Origin of the sequence: Bacillus clarus (genome assembly GCF_000746925.1) — a bacterium.
Lineage (GTDB): Bacteria > Bacillota > Bacilli > Bacillales > Bacillaceae_G > Bacillus_A > Bacillus_A clarus.
On record NZ_JMQC01000008.1, the window covers coordinates 4,418,715 to 4,437,415 of the forward strand.

General features: G+C 34.4%; 20 protein-coding genes. 17 read left to right on the forward strand and 3 right to left on the reverse strand.

All coding sequences use genetic code 11. The features are described from left to right. Window positions 1-138: 138 nt before the first annotated feature. The 3 genes from DJ93_RS23590 (at window position 139) to DJ93_RS23600 (ending at window position 3,829) form a co-directional block, all read left to right on the forward strand. Window positions 139-2,124 carry a penicillin-binding transpeptidase domain-containing protein gene (locus DJ93_RS23590; RefSeq protein WP_042983519.1) on the forward strand — a complete coding sequence of 662 codons (1,986 nt, stop codon included), beginning with the start codon at window positions 139-141 and terminating at the stop codon, window positions 2,122-2,124. A gap of 238 nt (window positions 2,125-2,362) precedes the next feature. Then, window positions 2,363-2,998 carry an FMN-dependent NADH-azoreductase gene (locus tag DJ93_RS23595; protein ID WP_042983520.1) on the forward strand — a complete coding sequence of 212 codons (636 nt, stop codon included), beginning with the start codon at window positions 2,363-2,365 and terminating at the stop codon, window positions 2,996-2,998. Window positions 2,999-3,109: 111 nt separating this feature from the next. Then, the gene (locus tag DJ93_RS23600) at window positions 3,110-3,829 is read left to right on the forward strand and encodes a lysophospholipid acyltransferase family protein (protein ID WP_042983521.1); all 720 of its coding nucleotides are present in this window, start codon (window positions 3,110-3,112) and stop codon (window positions 3,827-3,829) included. A gap of 35 nt (window positions 3,830-3,864) precedes the next feature. On the opposite strand, the gene trhA is transcribed toward DJ93_RS23600, so the two are convergent. Then, window positions 3,865-4,521 carry a PAQR family membrane homeostasis protein TrhA gene (gene trhA, locus DJ93_RS23605; RefSeq protein ID WP_042983522.1) on the reverse strand — a complete coding sequence of 219 codons (657 nt, stop codon included), beginning with the start codon at window positions 4,519-4,521 and terminating at the stop codon, window positions 3,865-3,867. A 214-nt stretch (window positions 4,522-4,735) separates the two neighbouring features. Between trhA and DJ93_RS23610 the strand changes: the two genes are divergently transcribed. From DJ93_RS23610 to DJ93_RS23625, 4 genes are all read left to right on the forward strand, one after another. Beyond that, window positions 4,736-4,915: a twin-arginine translocase TatA/TatE family subunit gene (locus DJ93_RS23610; protein WP_042983523.1), complete on the forward strand. Its 180-nt coding sequence runs from the start codon at window positions 4,736-4,738 to the stop codon at window positions 4,913-4,915. A 124-nt stretch (window positions 4,916-5,039) separates the two neighbouring features. Then, window positions 5,040-5,780, forward strand: a complete 741-nt coding sequence (tatC, locus tag DJ93_RS23615; RefSeq protein ID WP_042984333.1) for a twin-arginine translocase subunit TatC — start codon at window positions 5,040-5,042, stop codon at window positions 5,778-5,780. Between the two features lie 154 nt (window positions 5,781-5,934). Next, window positions 5,935-6,186, forward strand: coding sequence for a DUF2535 family protein (locus DJ93_RS23620; protein ID WP_042983524.1), 252 nt, complete (start codon window positions 5,935-5,937; stop codon window positions 6,184-6,186). 155 nt (window positions 6,187-6,341) lie between these two features. Continuing rightward, window positions 6,342-7,184: a DegV family protein gene (locus tag DJ93_RS23625; protein ID WP_042983525.1), complete on the forward strand. Its 843-nt coding sequence runs from the start codon at window positions 6,342-6,344 to the stop codon at window positions 7,182-7,184. A 174-nt stretch (window positions 7,185-7,358) separates the two neighbouring features. On the opposite strand, the gene DJ93_RS23630 is transcribed toward DJ93_RS23625, so the two are convergent. After that, a complete protein-coding gene (locus DJ93_RS23630) occupies window positions 7,359-8,333 on the reverse strand; it encodes an MBL fold metallo-hydrolase (RefSeq protein ID WP_042983526.1) in 975 nt (324 codons plus the stop codon). A 328-nt stretch (window positions 8,334-8,661) separates the two neighbouring features. Between DJ93_RS23630 and DJ93_RS23635 the strand changes: the two genes are divergently transcribed. After that, a complete protein-coding gene (locus DJ93_RS23635; protein WP_042983527.1) occupies window positions 8,662-9,246 on the forward strand; it encodes an SCO family protein in 585 nt (194 codons plus the stop codon). A gap of 36 nt (window positions 9,247-9,282) precedes the next feature. Here DJ93_RS23635 and DJ93_RS23640 read toward each other — a convergent pair whose 3' ends face one another. Beyond that, window positions 9,283-9,750: an Hsp20/alpha crystallin family protein gene (locus DJ93_RS23640; RefSeq protein WP_042983528.1), complete on the reverse strand. Its 468-nt coding sequence runs from the start codon at window positions 9,748-9,750 to the stop codon at window positions 9,283-9,285. A gap of 218 nt (window positions 9,751-9,968) precedes the next feature. Between DJ93_RS23640 and asnB the strand changes: the two genes are divergently transcribed. The 9 genes from asnB (at window position 9,969) to DJ93_RS23685 (ending at window position 18,659) form a co-directional block, all read left to right on the forward strand. Next, window positions 9,969-11,870: an asparagine synthase (glutamine-hydrolyzing) gene (asnB, locus tag DJ93_RS23645; protein ID WP_042983529.1), complete on the forward strand. Its 1,902-nt coding sequence runs from the start codon at window positions 9,969-9,971 to the stop codon at window positions 11,868-11,870. A gap of 91 nt (window positions 11,871-11,961) precedes the next feature. Next, window positions 11,962-12,321 (forward strand): GNAT family N-acetyltransferase, encoded by a 360-nt coding sequence (locus DJ93_RS23650; RefSeq protein ID WP_042983530.1) that lies wholly within the window; start codon window positions 11,962-11,964, stop codon window positions 12,319-12,321. 50 nt (window positions 12,322-12,371) lie between these two features. Then, window positions 12,372-12,707: a hypothetical protein gene (locus DJ93_RS33945; protein ID WP_080743579.1), complete on the forward strand. Its 336-nt coding sequence runs from the start codon at window positions 12,372-12,374 to the stop codon at window positions 12,705-12,707. A gap of 104 nt (window positions 12,708-12,811) precedes the next feature. Then, window positions 12,812-13,792, forward strand: a complete 981-nt coding sequence (locus DJ93_RS23660; protein ID WP_042983533.1) for an N-acetylmuramoyl-L-alanine amidase — start codon at window positions 12,812-12,814, stop codon at window positions 13,790-13,792. Between the two features lie 384 nt (window positions 13,793-14,176). Next, the gene (locus tag DJ93_RS23665) at window positions 14,177-15,139 is read left to right on the forward strand and encodes an ABC transporter substrate-binding protein (RefSeq protein ID WP_042983534.1); all 963 of its coding nucleotides are present in this window, start codon (window positions 14,177-14,179) and stop codon (window positions 15,137-15,139) included. A gap of 134 nt (window positions 15,140-15,273) precedes the next feature. Next, window positions 15,274-16,149, forward strand: coding sequence for a D-amino-acid transaminase (dat, locus tag DJ93_RS23670; protein WP_042983535.1), 876 nt, complete (start codon window positions 15,274-15,276; stop codon window positions 16,147-16,149). 103 nt (window positions 16,150-16,252) lie between these two features. Continuing rightward, window positions 16,253-16,900 carry a nitroreductase family protein gene (locus tag DJ93_RS23675; protein ID WP_042983536.1) on the forward strand — a complete coding sequence of 216 codons (648 nt, stop codon included), beginning with the start codon at window positions 16,253-16,255 and terminating at the stop codon, window positions 16,898-16,900. Between the two features lie 258 nt (window positions 16,901-17,158). After that, a complete protein-coding gene (locus DJ93_RS23680; RefSeq protein WP_042983537.1) occupies window positions 17,159-17,647 on the forward strand; it encodes a putative periplasmic lipoprotein in 489 nt (162 codons plus the stop codon). 463 nt (window positions 17,648-18,110) lie between these two features. Then, complete coding sequence (locus DJ93_RS23685; RefSeq protein ID WP_042983539.1) at window positions 18,111-18,659, forward strand: cysteine hydrolase family protein; 549 nt, start codon at window positions 18,111-18,113, stop codon at window positions 18,657-18,659. Window positions 18,660-18,701: the final 42 nt, after the last annotated feature.

The following is an 18,701-nucleotide window of genomic DNA, read 5'->3' on the forward strand; positions in this document are numbered from 1 at the left end:
ATCTTTTTATTTGTATGACTAGATATAGCTTTATGGATGAGATTCAATAGTGCTATAATGGAAAATAGCATGTATGCTGAAGGCGAAAGCCCTGATTACATGTAGAAATTTGTTGAGTAACAAAAGGAGGAGAATCGTTTGAAAAAAATATGGGGATTGCTTCTTCTTTGCGTAGCACTCGTTTTAGTTGGATGCGGTAAAGAAGAGAAACCACAACAAGCGTTTGATACATATGCAAAAGCATGGAATAAACAAAAATTTGCAGATATGTATGATCAATTGTCAGAAAACGCAAAAAAAACCATTTCGAAAAAAGAGTTTACGGAGAAATATGAAAAGATTTATGCAGGTATAGAAGTGAAAAACTTGAAAGTAGAAACAGGCGATGTAAAAGATGATAAAGAAGATAAAGGGCCTGTTCCTTTTAAGGTTAGCATGGATACAGTAGGTGGGAATATTTCCTTCGCTCATGAAGCGAAAATGGTAAAAGAAAAAGATGGGGATAAAGAATCTTGGAAAATAGATTGGACGCCAGATTTTATTTTCCCAAGTATGACAAAAGATAGCAAAATTCGTATGCAAACAAAACAGCCAAAGCGCGGTGAAATATATGACCGTAACGGAAAAGGACTTGCGACGAATGGAAAAGCTTCTGAAATTGGAATCATTCCAGAGAAGTTAGGTGACGCTGCTCCACAAACGAAGGAAGCAGTAGCGAAGCTGTTAAATATGTCTGTAGAAGAAATTGACCAAAAGTTAGCTGCTAAATGGGTAAAACCAAATTATCTTGTGCCAATTGGCATATTGCAAGAAGGTACAACGCAAAATGCTTATATTGATTTACCAGGTGTTTCAACACGTCCAGTAGATGTTCGTACATACCCGTTAGGAGAAGCTGCAGCCCATTTAACAGGTTATATGGGAAAAGTGAATGCAGAGGATTTAAAAACACTTGAGAAAAAAGGTTATCAAGCAGATGACCCGGTTGGAAAAGCTGGTTTAGAACAAGTATTTGAAGAAAAGTTACGCGGTAAAAAAGGTGGCCGTGTCTTTATAGAAGATGCGCAAGGAAAAGAAATTAAAAATTTAGCGAAAACAGACGCAGTAGATGGAGAAAATGTAAATTTAACAATTGATAGTGCCGTTCAAGAGAAAATCTATAATGAAATGAAGGGAGAAGCTGGTTCAAGTGCGGCAGTGAATCCGAAGAATGGTGAGACAATTGCACTTGTAAGTAGCCCAGCTTATAATCCTAATATTATTGTAAGAGGTACATCAAAAGCACAACGTGAAGCGTGGGATAAGGATCTGAAAAAACCGATGACAAATCGATTTACACAACTATCAGTTCCTGGATCAGTATTCAAGCCTATTACAGGTGCAATTGGTCTTGAAACAAAAACAATCGATCCGAAAGAGGAATTGAAAATTGAAGGATTGCAATGGACGAAAGATTCTTCATGGGGCAATTATTATGTAACTCGTGTGAAAGATGCGAACCCAATTGACTTTGATAAAGCGATGAAGTACTCTGACAATATTTACTTTGCACAAGAAGCTATAAAAATTGGAAAAGATAAATTTATGAGTGAAGCAAAGAAATTCGGATTTGATGAAAAATTACCAATTGAATACGGATTCCCAGCTTCTAAAATTGCAAAAGATGGAATTAAAAATGATATTCAAATGGCAGACACGGGATATGGACAAGGTCAAGTGTTAATGACGCCTCTTCATTTAGCTTTAACATATGCGCCGATTGTAAATGAAGGAAATATACCGTCTCCGCATCTTATTAAAACAGATAACCAACCAAAACCTTGGAAAGAAAATGTGATTTCTAAAGGAAATCAAGATATATTAAAAACTGCTTTAACGAAAGTAATTAATGATTCAGATGGTACGGGAAAAGTTGCTAAGATTGATGGTATGACCCTTGCTGGTAAAACAGGAACGGCTGAGTTAAAAGTATCAAAAGAAGCAGAAGGAAAAGAACTTGGATGGTTCACTGCATTTGATTTGAATTCACCTGACATGATTGTTACGATGATGATTGAAGATGTAAAAGGTAGAGGTGGAAGTAACGTTCCAAGTGAAAAAGTGAAACATGTTTTTCAAAAGTAATATGTGATAAAAAGCTATCTCTATGAAATATGGAGATAGCTTTTTTGTATACGGAATTTTTTGGTTTTCATACTAGTTGAAGTCCAGATGTATAACTTATTAACTTACGAAAAAAAAGCAACTATTTTTCATTGACAAGAAAGGAATCATTTTGTATTATACTTACATAAGATAAGTAATTTACTTTTTTGAAATAAGTCTTGGTTTGAAGATAAAATACATAAAGGGAGATAATACAATGACAAAAGTACTATTTATTACAGCAAATCCAAATTCAGCAGAAGGTTCTTTCGGTATGGCAGTAGGGGAAGCGTTCATCGAAGCTTATAAAAACGAACGTCCACAAGACGAAGTTGTAACAGTTGATTTATTCAATACAACTGTACCAGCAATCGATGCAGAAGTATTTGCGGCTTGGGGCAAATTTGCAGCAGGTGAAGGCTTTGAAGCTTTAAGTGAAAGTCAACAACAAAAAATTGCAGCAATGAACACAAATTTAGAAACATTTATGAATGCAGATCGTTACGTATTCGTTACACCAATGTGGAACTTTAGCTACCCACCAGTAGTAAAAGCATACTTAGATAACTTATCAATTGCAGGTAAAACATTTAAATATACTGAAAATGGTCCAGTTGGTTTACTAGAAGGTAAAAAAGCACTTCACATTCAAGCTACAGGTGGTATTTATTCTGAGGGGGCATACGCAGCTATGGACTTCGGCCGTAACCACTTAAAAGCAGTATTAGGATTTATGGGTGTAGCAGATACTGAGTACATCGCAGTTGAAGGAATGAATGCAAATCCTGAAAAAGCACAAGAAATTAAAGAAGCAGCAATTGCAAACGCACGTGAATTAGCAAAACGTTTCTAATATAGAAAACTCTAAAATGTCCAAACACTTATCGTTTGGACATTTTTTCTTCTTTTTCCTTCGTTTGTCTAGTATAATGAAGGTCGGAATGATAATAGGTGGGGGTTCTGTATGATTCAAACGTTTTTTAAAATCTTTTATTTAATATTAATCGTAATTGCGATTACACCAAGATTAGGGCGCATTAAAAGAAAAGCGAATACAATGTCGCCAACAGAAAAAGATCGTCTTGTTTATAAAACAACAAACTGGTTTGGTAAGAAGATGGTTCGTGTAGCAGGTTCAACTGTAGAAGTGAATGGACTTGAAAATGTTCCGGAAGATCAGCCAGTACTTGTTGTAAGTAATCATCAAAGTAATATGGATATCCCAGTTTTACTCGGTTACTTAAATAAACCAATTGGTTTTGTTTCAAAAGCGGAAATTAAAAAGTTTCCGGTTGTACCAACTTGGATGGAATTGATGAATTGTGTGTTTATGGACCGTAGTGATCGTCGTCAATCTCTTAAAGCGATTAAAGATGGAATCGAACTATTAAAGAACGGTCATTCTATCGTAATCTTTCCAGAGGGAACAAGAAGTAAGGGCGGCGAAATAGGTGAATTTAAAGCAGGGAGTTTTCATCTTGCTGTAAAATCTGGCGTAGCTATCTTACCAGTAACGATAGATGGTACATATAAGATCTTTGAGGCAAATGGAAATCGTATGAAGCCAGCTCATGCAACGATTACAATTTCAAAACCGATTACACCTGAAGAATATGCAAGTATGGATATTAAAGAGTTAACACAGCATACACAAAATGTTATTGCATCTCAATTACATAAGTAATAAAAAAGTTTCAGCTTAGACAAGCTGAAACTTTTTTATGCTGCGGGTAAGACGTAAAATAGTACGCAGAAAAACATCATTGTACTACCTCCTAAGACGAAGAGATGCCAAATGGCATGGTTGAACGGAAGTTTTTCCCAAAGGAAGAATATCGCTCCGACAGAATATAAAATGCCGCCTATTAAGAGTAGTGAGAAGCCGTGCCCGGTTAAATTTTCATATAGTGGTTTAATGGCAACGATGATGAGCCAACCCATAATGATATAACATAATGTAGATGTTTTAATAAAGCGACGGACAAAGAAAATTTTGAAGATAATGCCACCAATCGCAAGTGTCCAAATAATTGCAAGTAACGTCCAACCGAGCGGTCCGCGCAGTGTAACGAGTAGAAATGGTGTATACGTGCCGGCAATTAATAAATAGATGGCGGAATGATCTAAAATGGTAAATAGCTTTTCTACCTTTGGATGATGAATACTATGTAGCAGTGTAGAAAATAAGTATAGTAGGAACATGCTTACACCATAAACGGTAAAGCCAACAACAGCAGATGCTGTACCGTGTTTAGAGGCATGAATAATTAATATGATTAAGGCAGGGATGCTTAAAATGGCACCGATACCATGGGTAACTGCATTAGCAATCTCTTCTTTTACAAATTGGGTCATTCTTGTAATTTTTTGCGTCATAATGTAAATCCCTTTCCTTGTAATGAGATAAGATATATTTTCCTTAACCATATCATATACAAAAGGAATAGAAAATGATATTTGTATAATTGATTATATTTTTGAATTTTTTTGACAAAAGATAGCGGATACATTGACGTTTACAAAATTTTTTGACAAAATGAACTTATGAGATAGTAGGACAAGGAATCTACTTATGAAGGGGATGGGTAAAATGTTATCAAATATCGGTTTTCCAGGATTAATTTTAATTTTAGTAGCTGTACTTATTTTATTTGGCCCTAAAAAATTACCAGAAATCGGACGTTCTTTAGGTGAAACGTTGAAGGAATTTAAAAAATCTACGAGAGAATTAACAGATGATTCATTTCAAGATAAAGAAAAAAACAAATAAAAATGAGGTAGGAATCTGATGGGTTTTCCTGCTTTCTAGACATAATAATCTTTTATTTTCATTACTATTGAGGGCAGTGCGGTAAAATTTTGTTGTATTGGATGAAAGAAGTGTGGTGAACGAGATGGAAGATCGAGAAATGAGTATAGTAGAACATATAGTAGAACTTCGAAAACGATTAATCATTACAGTATTATCATTCGTAATATTTTTAATAGTTGGTTTTGTTTTCACCAAAGATATTTACTTTTGGCTCGTAAAAGATTTACCGATGAAATTAACAGTTCTCGGTCCAAGTGATGTATTGTGGATATTCTTCTCGATTGCAACTGTATTTGCCATAGTTTGTACAATTCCGTTAGCTGCGATGCAAATTTGGTTATTTGTGAAGCCTGGTTTACACCCACGTGAACAAAAGATGACATTGATGTATATACCTGTACTATGTGTGTTATTTATAGCAGGTTTATCTTTTGGCTATTTTATCGTCATGCCATTTTTGTTTCATTTCTTAACAACGATTGGTAATGAAATGTTTAATACGATGTTTACGACGGAAAAATATTTTCACTTCGTGTTAAATTTAACAGTTCCGTTTGCTGTTATATTTGAGTTACCTGTAGTTGTTATGTTTTTAACGAGCATAGGTCTTTTAACGGCAGAATTTCTTCAAAAAATAAGAAGATATGCATACGTTATATTGATAATCATTGCATCGTGTATATCTCCACCAGATTTTTTATCGCATAGTTTAGTAGCTGTACCACTAATTTGTATTTATGAGATAAGTATTGCTTTATCAAAGGTTGTTAGGAAGCGAAAACAAAAGCGGGAAGAAATACAGTCAAAAAGCGCCTCATTATAAAGGCGCTTTTTTTAATTATTTGTTATACTATGGCTATAATCGTATACAATATAAAGAAGAAAAAAATTATAGAATCCCCGAAATTTAGACAAACTTTTCACTGTTATAAGTTTATACTGAATTTATAAATCCAATAAAAAAGAGGATTGATATCGTGATCATGAAAAGTTTTTATTTCACTCATTCAACAGGGAATTGTATTAAAATCTTTGAAATCCCTGTCCTGCAAGCGCAGCACCCGTTAGCGTTTTTAATTCAATCACGTCTTCAGCTATTTATTGCGAAAATTCAAAAACAAAAACATCCGAGATTCTCATATTCCTTTCGTGAATATTTACAAAGTTGCTTAAAGTGGAATGATTATTCGAATGTGTATAAAACAAATACCCTTGAAAAAAATGCATAATTGAAAGTAAGGACAGAGCAATTATGCTCTGTCCTTCTGTTTTTTAACAACAAAAATAAAAGAAATTTATCCAAAATCAGTTCGAAACTGTTGAAAGCATTGGGAATGCTAGTATAATAACAGGGAGAGCGTATTGGAAAGGGAAGACGTAAAAGATGCAAAAAATTAAAATTGTAACAGATTCAACGGCAGATTTATCACAAGATGTGATTGAGAAATATGATATTCACGTTCTACCATTATCTATTTCTGTAAATGGACAAACATACTTAGATCGAGTAGATTTGCAACCGGATGAATTTATTGAAGAAATGGTGAAATCAGAAGAATTACCAAAAACATCACAACCTGCTATGGGTTTATTTGTAGAAATGTACGATAAGCTAGGGGAAGATGGAAGTGAAGTACTCTCCATCCATATGACAGGTGGAATGAGTGGTACTGTTGCAACAGCAAATAGTGCCGCATCAATGACAGACACAAAAGTAACAGTTATTGATTCTCAATTCATTAGCCATGCTTTAGCATATCAAGTAATTGAAGCTGCAAAAATGGCAAAAGAAGAACGCTCGTTAGAAGATATTTTAAAACGCCTTGATGAAGTGAGAAATAACACTCGCTTATATGTTATCGTAGATACATTAGAGAATTTAGTAAAAGGTGGACGTATTGGGAAAGGAAAAGCATTTATCGGTTCTTTATTAAACATTAAACCGATTGCAAGCCTTGAAGACGGTGTATATAATCCGGTAACGAAAGTACGTAGCCAAGGACAAATTGTAAAAACATTAGCGAAATTATTCGAGCAAGATACAGCTGGAAAAGTCGTAAAGGCTGTTGGGATTCCGCATGCGAAAGCAATTCCTTTAGCAGAAAGTGTAAAAGCAGCGATTGAAAAAGTTAGCGGATTTACACAATCAGATATTTTTTACACAACTCCGATCATCAGTACTCATACAGGACCAGGTGCAATTGGATTTATGTATTTAGCAGAGTAAAAAAAAGCTACTTGAAAATTTATTCAAGTAGCTTTTTTATGCATAAATAAAATAAGAAATGAGAAGGGCAATACAGGCGCTTCCGCTGATGATATAGCGTGTCTGTATATATTCTTTCATGGAAAACACCCTTTTCGGTTTTCTATAGTATATGATTTGTTTCTGAAAAAATAGTTACACATTAAGAGTTTCTATAATGTTTTTAGGTTCTTTTTCACTTGCGATAGGGTGATAAGTATACGTTTGCCCTAAAAATAGAACATGAAGTTGTTCCCATGGTAGCATACGTAAGTTCCAATCATTACGAAGCCTTGTTATCGCTTCTCTCGGCGTTTCATCTGCAAGCGCAAAAGTACCATAATGCATTGGAATGAAATGTGTAGCATTTATATCTAAAAAGGCTTGCACTGCTTCTTCAGGTGAAACATGGGAGACTTTCATAAACCACTCCGGTTCATATGCTCCGATCGGCATTAACGCAATATCAATTGAAAAACGTTGCCCTATTTCTTTAAAGCCTTGGAAATACCCACTATCACCACAGAAATATATAGTTTCAGTCGTTGTTGTATTATTGATAATCCAGCCTCCCCAGTGGGATGTATTCATATCGAATAATGATCTTCTCGTCCAGTGCTGGGCAGGAACAAAGTGAAAGGCCACTTCATTTATTGTTGTATTTTCCCACCAGTTATATTCTTCTACGTGCATAATTTTTTTGCGTGTAAACAACTTTTTTAAGCCAGCAGGGACAAGATATAAAACATCATTGCTAAGTTGACGAAGTGTCGCAAAATCTAAATGATCATAATGCCCATGAGAAATAAGTACAATGTCAATTTTGGGTAATTCTTGTATTGTGAGCCCTGGTTCTGTAAGTCTTGGAACTAACTTTAATTTATTTGCCCAAACTGGATCAGTCAAAATATTTAAGCCGTTCGTTTGAATGAGAAAAGTAGAATGTCCAATCCATGTGACAGTCGTTTTTTCAGAGTTGTCCTGTAGAAATTGAGTTTTTTTAACAGGTGATTGTTCCACTAGAAAAGAAAAGTCTTTTTTGTTTTGTTTTCGTTCCTTACGCCAGCGTAAAAAGGAGCGAATCGATTTTTTCGTACTAATATTATCCATGTTTTCATAGCGTTTTGCCATGAACATCACCTCATTTAAAATCGTTGTAGTTGTATTGTACCGAAATGTTGTAAAGGAAAACGGTGTGGAAAATAGATTAATGATTAAGAGATTGTAAAAAAATAGTTAACTCTTTTTGTAAATGAGTATTACAAAAATAATTTAGAGGGAAATATATTAGTAAACAATAAGGCTTTTGTCTAGTAATTCGCTCGAAAATAGGAAGTAATATACGTAAATTCGTACGATTTAGTGAACAAATGGGATAAACAATTTTCTCATAGTGTTTACTTTTGTTATGATAAACATGACATATTATAATTTAAGGAAAGAGAAGAGAGGTTTGAAAATGAAGCGTTATCAAAAGCTGATTGGTCTCATAGTTGTTTTTTGCTTCTTTATACTTGCAGGATGCGGCTCAGGATCAAAACTTCGTAAACCATTGAATTGGGATTTAGAAACTTTCCAATACATAAATCAAGATGGAAAACAATTTGGAACGAAAGATTTAAAAGGGAAAGTATGGGTAGCTGATTTTATGTTTACGAATTGTCAAACAGTTTGTCCACCAATGACAGCTAATATGGCGAAGCTACAGAAAATGGCGAAAGAACAAAAAATAGACGTGCAATTCGTTTCATTTAGTGTGGACCCTGATCTTGATAAACCAGAAAACTTGAAAGCGTTCATTCAAAAGTTTACAGATGATACAAGTAATTGGAACTTGTTAACTGGTTATTCATTGGAAGATATCACAAAGTTTTCAAAGGATAATTTTCAATCGCTAGTAGATAAACCAGAGAACGGGCAAGTTATTCACGGAACATCATTTTTCTTAGTTGATCAAGAGGGCAAAGTGATGAAAAAGTATAACGGAATTAGTAACACGCCATATGAAGATATTTTACGCGATATGAAGCGATTAGTGGAATAAAAGAAGGATGCTGAGCATCCTTCTTTTTTTTGTATATTAGTCTATAGATAAAATGTCATGTTGTTGAGGGAGTTTCGGTGCACGAATTTCTAGTACACCATTTTGATAAGATGCTTTCGCTGCTTTTTTGTTAATTAAATATGGCAACTTAATAATACGAGATGCTTCTGAGATTGAACGTTCACGGCGATAATAATTATGAGATGCATGTTCTTTTGGCTCTTCAAGAACATCTTCTGTTACAGAAACTTTTAAGTATTCACTCTGCATTTCAATTTGTATTTGTTCTTTTTGAATCCCTGGGAGTTCAGCTTTGACAACAAGTTCTTCGCCGACTTCATATAAATCTACAGGAAATGTTAATAAACGATTTCCTTTTTGGAAAAAATGATTCAAATCAGCAATGACACTACGAAGAGGTGTTTGTTCGAAAAAATCATCAATCTGCTTTAAATAATTACGAACAGGTGGACGAGAAGAGGAATCTTTTTGTTCTTCATTCATGGTATTCCCTCCTAGAAATCAATTTGCGATAGCATATGACAAAAGTGGAGAAATGTGCGCGTTTATTTTTCATGTTTTCATAAAAAAATGTTAAAAATGTGAAACAGAGTGATTTTTTTATAGTTTTTGGTCGCCATATTGAGTTGATTATGCTAGTATAAATAGGGTTGATATATGTAGTATAGAGACAGAATGAAAACTGAAAGAGGGTAAGAAGTATGTGTGGTTTTGTAGGATGTTTATGTGAAAACCCTAGAGAGTTTTCAGAAACAGAAAAACATCAATTTGAAAATATGAACACGATTATTTTCCACCGTGGTCCAGATGACGAAGGATATTTTCGTGATGAGCATGTACAATTTGGCTTCCGCCGTTTAAGTATCATTGACTTAGAGGCAGGACATCAGCCGCTAACTTATGAAAATGATCGATATGTAATTATTTTTAATGGTGAAATTTATAACTATGTGGAATTGCGTGAAATGCTAATTGAAAAAGGGGCAACGTTTGCAACGCAATCTGATACAGAAGTTATCATTGCATTGTACGCACACATGAAAGAAAAATGCGTAGATTATCTTCGTGGTATGTTCGCATTTATGATTTGGGATCGTGAAGAAAAGAAACTTTTCGGTGCACGTGACCACTTCGGTATTAAACCTTTATACATTGCACAACAAGGCGATACTACATTCTTCGCATCTGAGAAGAAAAGTATTATGCATGTAATGCAAGATAAAGGAGTAAATCCAACTTCTTTACAACATTACTTTACGTATCAATACGGTCCAGAGCCAGAAACGTTAACAACTGATATTAACAAAATTGAGCCTGGTCATTACTTCGTAAAAGAATTAGGAAAAGAAATGGAAATCCATCGCTATTGGAAACCTTATTTCAATGCTTCAAGTGCAACGAAAGAGGAACACATTCAAGCGATTCGCGATGTATTGTATGATTCTGTAAAAGTGCATATGCGTAGTGACGTACCAGTAGGTTCATTCTTATCTGGTGGTATCGATTCATCTATCATCGCTTCTATTGCAAGAGAAATGAATCCAAATCTTTTAACATTCTCTGTTGGTTTCGAACGCCGCGGCTTCAGTGAAGTGGATGTTGCAAAAGAAACGGCAGAAAAATTAGGCGTTACAAACCATAGTGTCTTCATTACAGCAAAAGAGTTCATGAACGAATTCCCAAAAATCATTTGGCATATGGACGATCCTTTAGCTGATCCAGCTGCTGTACCATTGTACTTCGTTGCAAAAGAAGCACGTAAACATGTAACGGTTGTTCTTTCTGGTGAAGGTGCGGACGAGCTATTTGGTGGCTATAACATTTATCGTGAGCCAAATTCTTTAAAAATGTTCTCTTACATTCCTACTCCAGGGAAAAGCGTCTTAAAAGCGCTAAGTGGTGCACTTAAAGAAGGATTTAAAGGAAAGAGCTTCTTAGAACGTGGATGTACGCCAATTGAAGAGCGTTACTATGGAAACGCGAAAATCTTCCGTGAAGAAGAAAAAGCCGAATTAATGAAGTATTACAATGAAAGTGTTAACTATATGGATATCACTAAGCCATTGTATAACGAAATTAAAGATTATGATGATGTAAGTAAAATGCAGTACATCGATATGTTCACATGGTTACGCGGTGACATTTTATTAAAAGCTGATAAAATGACGATGGCAAATTCGTTAGAACTTCGTGTACCGTTCTTAGATAAAGAAGTATTTGATGTTGCTTCTAAAATCCCAACAGAACTAAAAATTGCAAACGGAACAACAAAAGCAATTTTACGTGAAGCAGTACGCGGAATCGTACCAGATCACGTATTAGATCGTAAAAAACTTGGGTTCCCAGTACCAATTCGTCACTGGTTAAAAGATGAAATGCATGACTGGGCTGTAAATATTATTAAAGAAAGTAAAACTGAGCATTTAATCGACAAACAGTATGTATTAAACTTACTGGAAGCACATTGTGCGGATAAAGGCGATTATAGCCGTAAAATTTGGACTGTACTTGCATTTATGGTATGGCATCAAATTTATGTTGAACATAAATACGATACAAATGAGTTCCACGAAGAAACAAAGCGTGCGTATAGCTTAGTTTAATAAAAAACCTTAAGATCGCATTCGGTCTTAAGGTTTTTTTCATAAATATTGATTGTAATTGATACAATAATAGTAAAAGGGTGGACAACATATGATTGTGTTTGAAAAAGTTAATGTAGAAACGGAAAGCGTTGTTAAAGAGATGTTTAATTCTCATAGTTTAAGCGTAGAAAAAGTTCGGTACTGTGTAAAAGTTGATGATACATATATTGGCGTAATCGATTATAGCGTTCAAGGAGAGAGTGCTATATTATCTAATCTCATTATTCATTTTGATTATCAAGGCTATGGGTATGGAACAAATACGTATTTTACATTTGAGGAAATGATGAAACATAGAAATGTGAAAGATGTACAGGCATTACAAAATGGGTTAACGAAACAAGCTCAATCTTTCATAGAAGGTCTTGGCTTTATAGAGGAAAATGAAACGTATAGAAAGCAATTCTAAAGAGAGAATGTTATATTGCGAGGGGAAATGAATATAAGGTAGGTGGATGTATGACGATGACTTCCGGTCTTTTATTAGTTGGGGGTTGCTTTATAATAGCAGAACTATGCCAGACCTACATTCGAAAGCGAATGTATAAAAAACGAAAACCATATGAGTGGCAATATATTCCGGCGTTTTTTATTCTGTTTTGTACTTTGTTTTTATTGCAACATATAGCTCACTTTCCACCAATGTTGAATATCTTTTTGAAGTTTGGTTTGTTATACAGTGGTATCGGCATAGCACTTCTACTTATATTGTTTTGTATGCGCTATATTCACTATCAATCGTACATATTCATTTTAAATTGGTTAAATCGAGACGACAAAAACCGCCTTACATAAGGGGGTTTTTGTTTGTCCTTGTAACAGAACCTGTACAATTTACATAAAATAGGACGAGTAGAAATGTAAGCTCTACGATACTAGAGAAAGGAAAGAAAAGGCATATGAAACTTGTTATAGATGCTGGGCATGGTGGATATGATTCTGGAGCTGTTGGCAATGGCTTAGTGGAAAAAGATTTAACACTGCAAATTGCTAGACGTGTTCGAGATATTGTGTCGGCAAACTACCCAATTACGATTAAAATGACACGTGATAGTGATGTGTTTATCTCTTTATCAGAACGTGCTAATATTGCTAATTCCTTTGGTGCAGACTATTTTATCTCATTTCACATTAATAGTGGCGGCGGCACTGGCTTTGAAAGTTATATTTATAATGCGTTATCTGATAGTAGTTCAGCATATCAAAAGCAACAAAAAATGCATGCAGCAGTCAATCCTGTATTAACAAAATACGGCCTTCGCGATCGAGGGGCAAAAAAAGCAAATTATGCAGTGCTTAGGGAGACTACAATGGATGCAATATTAACAGAGACGGCTTTTATTGATACAACGCTTGATGCCAATTTACTAAAAAATCCACAATTTATAGAAGATTTATGTCAGGCATATGCAAAAGGAATCGCGGCGATTTTGGGGGCAGCACCAAACCCTCAGCCACCAAATCCAGGACCACAAACGAAAGGAATCGCTTATATTCGTGGGAATAATGTAAATTTAAGAAGTGGTCCATCAACATCTGCTTCTGTTATTCGTCAGCTAAACCCTCCCGAGTCTTATGTAGTATATCAAGAAAGTAATGGTTGGTTAGATTTAGGAAACGGACAATGGATTTATAATGATCCATCGTATATTGATTTCGTGAAGACTGGAAATAGTGATGGAAGCCCAATCGGTGTCGCTTATATACAAGGGGCGAATGTGAATTTAAGAAGTGGTCCGTCAACATCTGCTTCTGTTATTCGAAAGTTAAATAAACCAGAATCCTATTTAGTATATATCAATCAAAACGGTTGGTTAAATCTTGGCGGGAGCCAGTGGATTTATAATGATCCATCATATATTAAGTATAGTCAATATTAGGAATTAATTTTATTATGTAATATGAATGCGTATCTGTTATATTGATGAAGCAGATGCGCATTTTATGTATCTAGCTGAATTTTTCAGGTGAATACATATATTGTGATGCAAATTAGGATCAGAGCGAGAACTACAATTCATTTAATACTATAGATTTATATGTATGTGAAGCATTACTGGAATAATAATCATTTTCTTATATCCATTCATCTTTCTTATATGCTAATTCGAAAAAATAAGATTTTAAAACATAAATGTTTCGTGAATAGCAGAGAAATCTAAAGAATATATATTAAAAAAGTTTTCTGATATATATTGACAATGTATGTGATATGCATTAACCTTTAAAATGTTAATGATAATCACTTTCAACTGGGAGGAAATATGAAACGAACTAAAAGTATGCTTATACTTTGTATTATGCTAGTAATGGCTATGATTGCAGGGTGTGGTAAAGAAGAGAAAAAAGAAAATGATACAGCAGCAAAAGCAAAAGATTCATATGTAATTAAGCATGCGATGGGGGAAACAACTGTAAACGGAACACCTAAAAAAGTTGTTGTTTTAACAAATGAAGGTGCTGAAGCGTTATTAGCTGTAGGGATCACACCAGTTGGAACTACAAAGCCACGTGCTGGGGATGAATGGTATCCCCATTTAGCGAAAGAATTGAAAGATACGAAAGTTGTAGGAACTGAGCGTGATATTAATTTAGAAGCTATCATGAAGCTAAAGCCAGATTTAATTATCGGGAATAAAATGCGCCATGAAAAAATATATGAGCAGCTAAAAGAAATTGCACCAACTGTTTATGCCGAAACATTACGCGGAGATTGGAAAGAAAACTTTACGTTATATACAAAAGCGGTAAATAAAGAAAAAGAAGGGCAAAAAGCTCTGGATGATTATAAAAAACGTATTGAAGGAATGAAAGAGAAGTTAGGAGATAAATTGAATTCTAAAGTTTCAATTATTCGTTTCGTACCAGGTGACGTTCGTATTTATCAGAAAAACTCATTCTCAGGTGCAGTTTTAAATGATATTGGATTTAAGCGACCACCACTGCAAGATAAAGACGATTTCGCAATAAAAGGAATTACAAAAGAGCAAATCCCAAATATGGATGGAGACTACTTATTCTATTTTACATCTGATAAAGATGCTGATAAAAATAACGAAGGAAATACATTAGCAAAAGAATGGACAGAAGATCCACTCTTTAAACAGTTACAAGCTTCGAAAAATAATAAAGTGTTCCAGGTAGACGAAGTAATTTGGAATACAGCAGGTGGTATTAAGGCTGCAAACCTTATGTTAGATGATATTGAAAAATATTTTCTTAAATAAGAGAATGATAGGAGAAGCACATCACTATGAGTGAGTGATGTGCTTTTTACATTTTAAAAAACAGAAAATTCCTTCTGTTCCATATGAATAAGTTGTAAAATGAAATCATTAATCAAGTAAAGGAGTGGAAATGAATGAAAGGTGCTCATGAAGATTGGATTTTGTTTAACGGGAGAATGATAAATACGAAGGAAGAACAGCCGATAGTTTCATTAGAAGAGCGGGGATTACAATTTGGTGATGGAATATATGAAGTGTTCCGATTATACAATGGGAAACCTCATTTATTAGATTTGCATTTAGAAAGATTTTTTAAATCTATGAAGGAAATTCAAATCAAACCACCTTTTACAAAGGAAGAGTTAATCGAACAACTTGAGCAATTAATTGAAAAAAATCAATTTCGAGATGACGGCAATGTATATCTTCAAATATCGAGAGGTGTGCAACCACGAAACCATGTGTATGAGCCGGATTTGAAATCAACATATTTTGCAAATATCGTAGCGTTTCCAAGACCGACTACTACGATGAACGAAGGAATAAAAGTAACTGTAGAAGAGGATATTCGCTGGAAGTTTTGCCATATAAAATCTTTAAATCTTCTTCCGAATATTATGATTAAGAATAAAATTAACGGGCAAGGATACCAAGAAGCGATATTGGTTCGAGATGGAATTGTAACAGAAGGTTGTCATTCGAATTTCTTTATGATAAAAAATGATAAGTTGATTACGCATCCAGCTGATCATTTTATTTTACATGGCATTACGCGCCACCATGTCATTACATTAGCGAAAGAACTACATATTGAGGTAGAAGAGCACGAATTCTCATTACAAGAAGTATTTGATGCTGATGAATGCTTTTTTACAGCAACACCACTTGAAATATTCCCTGTTGTTCAAATTGGTGATGAACAGTTTAGGGATGGAATAAGAGGACCGATTACGAAGAAATTACAGGCGGCTTATGAAGAAAGTATCACATCTTTTCAAGTAACAAATTAAGTATTATATCACGAAAAAAGCTGGTATTCTTCCAGCTTTTTTTCGTGATATAATTTAGGCGTAGGACAAGTTTTGAAAACGCTGTAAAAGGGGATTTAATAATATGAATTATGAAGCATTTAAAGAAGTGATTCACGGACGACGTAGTGTTAGGAAGTATACAGAACAAGAAGTATCTACTGACGATATCAAAGAAATTATTGATTGTGCTCGCTATGCACCGAGCGATACAAACTCACAAACTTGGGAATTTGTAGTGATTATGAATCGAGAAAAAATTAAAGAAATCGAGAAAATGACATGGGATGCGTTACATAAGTTAGCGGCAAAAGCTGCAGAAAATGGGGAAGAAAAAGCAGGTAAATTATTAACTCGTTCCTTCGGACCATATGCGACAGCCTTCTCTGAGGCTCCAGTATTAATCGTATGTTTAGCAACGCCGTATGAATCAAAGTTTCGTGAAAAGATATTTGATCCAATTGCCTTCGTTCCTGATTCAGTGTGGGAAGAGGAAGGGATTAAAAGCAGTTGTTTAGCGGCACAAAATTTAATGTTGGCTGCACACGCGAGAGGACTTGGTACTTGTCCAATGACAGGACCTGTATTATTAGCTCAAAATGAACTGCGACACTATTTACAAATTGAGCCTGAAAAACAAATTAATATGGTAATCTCACTTGGGTATCCAACAGACAAACCGAAGAAACTTTCTCGAAAAGAAGTAGATGAGATAACAACATTTATTTTTTAAGAGCTATGTAGAAAAGGCATTGAAATAACAATGTCTTTTTATTTTGAATGGATATTTTTTTAGTGAATTGGGCTAAAATGATGAATAAGAAGGAATTTCTATTAAATTCCTGAAAAAAAATAATGTTGTTAAAAGGAAAATATGGTACAGTAATCGTGAACAAGCTGATTTTGTTCACGGAAGTGTTAAACTTAAGTTTAGAGTTTTGAAATTATTTTTGTATAATAAATAAAAATGAAATGACAGGGGGGATGAATTTTGAAGAAATTCATAATCGCTGGATTGTCTGTATTGCTATTAGTAGGATGTGGTGCTCAAAATGGAAAAGAAGAAGCGCAGTCTAATCAAGAAGAACAAGTTGTAAATGCGAGTGATGAGAACGTGATTCTTTTTCCTGAAGGAGCACAACCAATAGGTGAAGGGAAAATAAAAGTAATTACACCAGATGGTACTTCTGAAAACGGGAATATACCAACTGTATTCATAAAAAAGGATACTTTAATTCAGCAAGTCGAATTAGAACTTTCTAATTTTCAAAATGATAAAGAAACTTTTGTATTTGTAGATCAAATATTTGCAGATAAACATCAAGTAACTAGTACAACACAGACAACAGCACAATTAAAAGAAAAGATGCTTGAGACAGGCGGTCATACAATTACCGCAGTTCAGTTTGAAAATAATGACCCGAAAGGGAAAGTTATTAGCTTTAATCAAGCGAAATTTGAAACGAAGCCAGCGTCTTAATATGGAAAAAAAGTACATTACTTAAAGCGGTAGTGTACTTTTTAGTTTGTAATGATTTGTCGGTACATTATTGAACTAGGCTCATGTAGTACGTCACAGAGAATAATTTGCTTCGTTTCCCAGTACGAATGATTGTAAAAGAATATGCATTACTACCACGTGGAAAGAGGGAAGTAATGTGAAGCTATTAGTTCGTATCGTTTTATTTAGTATAACTTTATCAATAGCTGGTTTATTATACAAGAACTTGTCCAGATTATGTTGAATTATAAGATTCACGACTTATTAATGGGAATCATGTGTTTTATTATTGTTTTTATTTTTTATGAGAAATTAGTATAGGAATAAATTCCTATAAGAAAAATGTAGGTATTTCATTTAAAATGTCGAATGAAATATATAATGTCGTAATAACCTATTTTCTATTGTTTATTGTGAAACAGAAGAAGGAGAGATAGAAGGAATGAAACGAGCTCTTATAAATATTGATTATACATATGATTTCGTAGCTGAAAAAGGTGCGTTAACTTGCGGGAAACCAGGACAAGATATTGAGAGGGACCTTGTACATATAACGAAGCAATATATTGAAAATGGAGATTACGTAGTATTTGCGATTGATAAGCACGAAGAAAAGGATTCGTATCATCCAGAAACGCAGTTATTTCCACCTCATAACATAGCTGGAACAAAGGGACGAGATCTATACGGTGAACTGCAAGTTATATATGAAAAGCATAAGGATAAAGAAAATGTATACTACATGGACAAAACACGTTATAGTGCTTTTGCTGGAACGGATTTAGAGATGAAGCTTAGAGAAAGAGGAATAGAAGAAGTACATCTTGTAGGTGTATGTACTGATATTTGTGTTCTTCATACAGCGGTGGATGCTTACAATAAAGGATTTCGCATTGTTGTTTATGAAAAGGCAGTAGCATCTTTTAATGAACAAGGGCATGAATTTGCGCTTGTGCACTTTAAGTCTTGCTTACATGCAGAAGTAAAGTAAAGAGAAACGAGTTAAAAAAGAGACCTTTGAAAGAAAGGTCTC

Excerpts from the sequence above, each read along its gene's own strand:
- DJ93_RS23635 (WP_042983527.1), top strand. The coding sequence starts at position 8,662 with ATGAAGCGTTATCAAAAGCTGATTGGTCTCATAGTTGTTTTTTGCTTC.
- DJ93_RS23600 (WP_042983521.1), top strand. The coding sequence starts at position 3,110 with ATGATTCAAACGTTTTTTAAAATCTTTTATTTAATATTAATCGTAATT.
- DJ93_RS23685 (WP_042983539.1), top strand. The coding sequence starts at position 18,111 with ATGAAACGAGCTCTTATAAATATTGATTATACATATGATTTCGTAGCT.
- DJ93_RS23595 (WP_042983520.1), top strand. The coding sequence starts at position 2,363 with ATGACAAAAGTACTATTTATTACAGCAAATCCAAATTCAGCAGAAGGT.
- DJ93_RS23625 (WP_042983525.1), top strand. The coding sequence starts at position 6,342 with ATGCAAAAAATTAAAATTGTAACAGATTCAACGGCAGATTTATCACAA.
- DJ93_RS23675 (WP_042983536.1), top strand. The coding sequence starts at position 16,253 with ATGAATTATGAAGCATTTAAAGAAGTGATTCACGGACGACGTAGTGTT.
- DJ93_RS23610 (WP_042983523.1), top strand. The coding sequence starts at position 4,736 with ATGTTATCAAATATCGGTTTTCCAGGATTAATTTTAATTTTAGTAGCT.
- asnB (WP_042983529.1), top strand. The coding sequence starts at position 9,969 with ATGTGTGGTTTTGTAGGATGTTTATGTGAAAACCCTAGAGAGTTTTCA.
- DJ93_RS23660 (WP_042983533.1), top strand. The coding sequence starts at position 12,812 with ATGAAACTTGTTATAGATGCTGGGCATGGTGGATATGATTCTGGAGCT.
- DJ93_RS23630 (WP_042983526.1), bottom strand. The coding sequence starts at position 8,333 with ATGGCAAAACGCTATGAAAACATGGATAATATTAGTACGAAAAAATCG.
- DJ93_RS23650 (WP_042983530.1), top strand. The coding sequence starts at position 11,962 with ATGATTGTGTTTGAAAAAGTTAATGTAGAAACGGAAAGCGTTGTTAAA.
- DJ93_RS23665 (WP_042983534.1), top strand. The coding sequence starts at position 14,177 with ATGAAACGAACTAAAAGTATGCTTATACTTTGTATTATGCTAGTAATG.
- tatC (WP_042984333.1), top strand. The coding sequence starts at position 5,040 with ATGGAAGATCGAGAAATGAGTATAGTAGAACATATAGTAGAACTTCGA.
- trhA (WP_042983522.1), bottom strand. The coding sequence starts at position 4,521 with ATGACGCAAAAAATTACAAGAATGACCCAATTTGTAAAAGAAGAGATT.
- DJ93_RS23640 (WP_042983528.1), bottom strand. The coding sequence starts at position 9,750 with ATGAATGAAGAACAAAAAGATTCCTCTTCTCGTCCACCTGTTCGTAAT.
- dat (WP_042983535.1), top strand. The coding sequence starts at position 15,274 with ATGAAAGGTGCTCATGAAGATTGGATTTTGTTTAACGGGAGAATGATA.
- DJ93_RS33945 (WP_080743579.1), top strand. The coding sequence starts at position 12,372 with ATGACGATGACTTCCGGTCTTTTATTAGTTGGGGGTTGCTTTATAATA.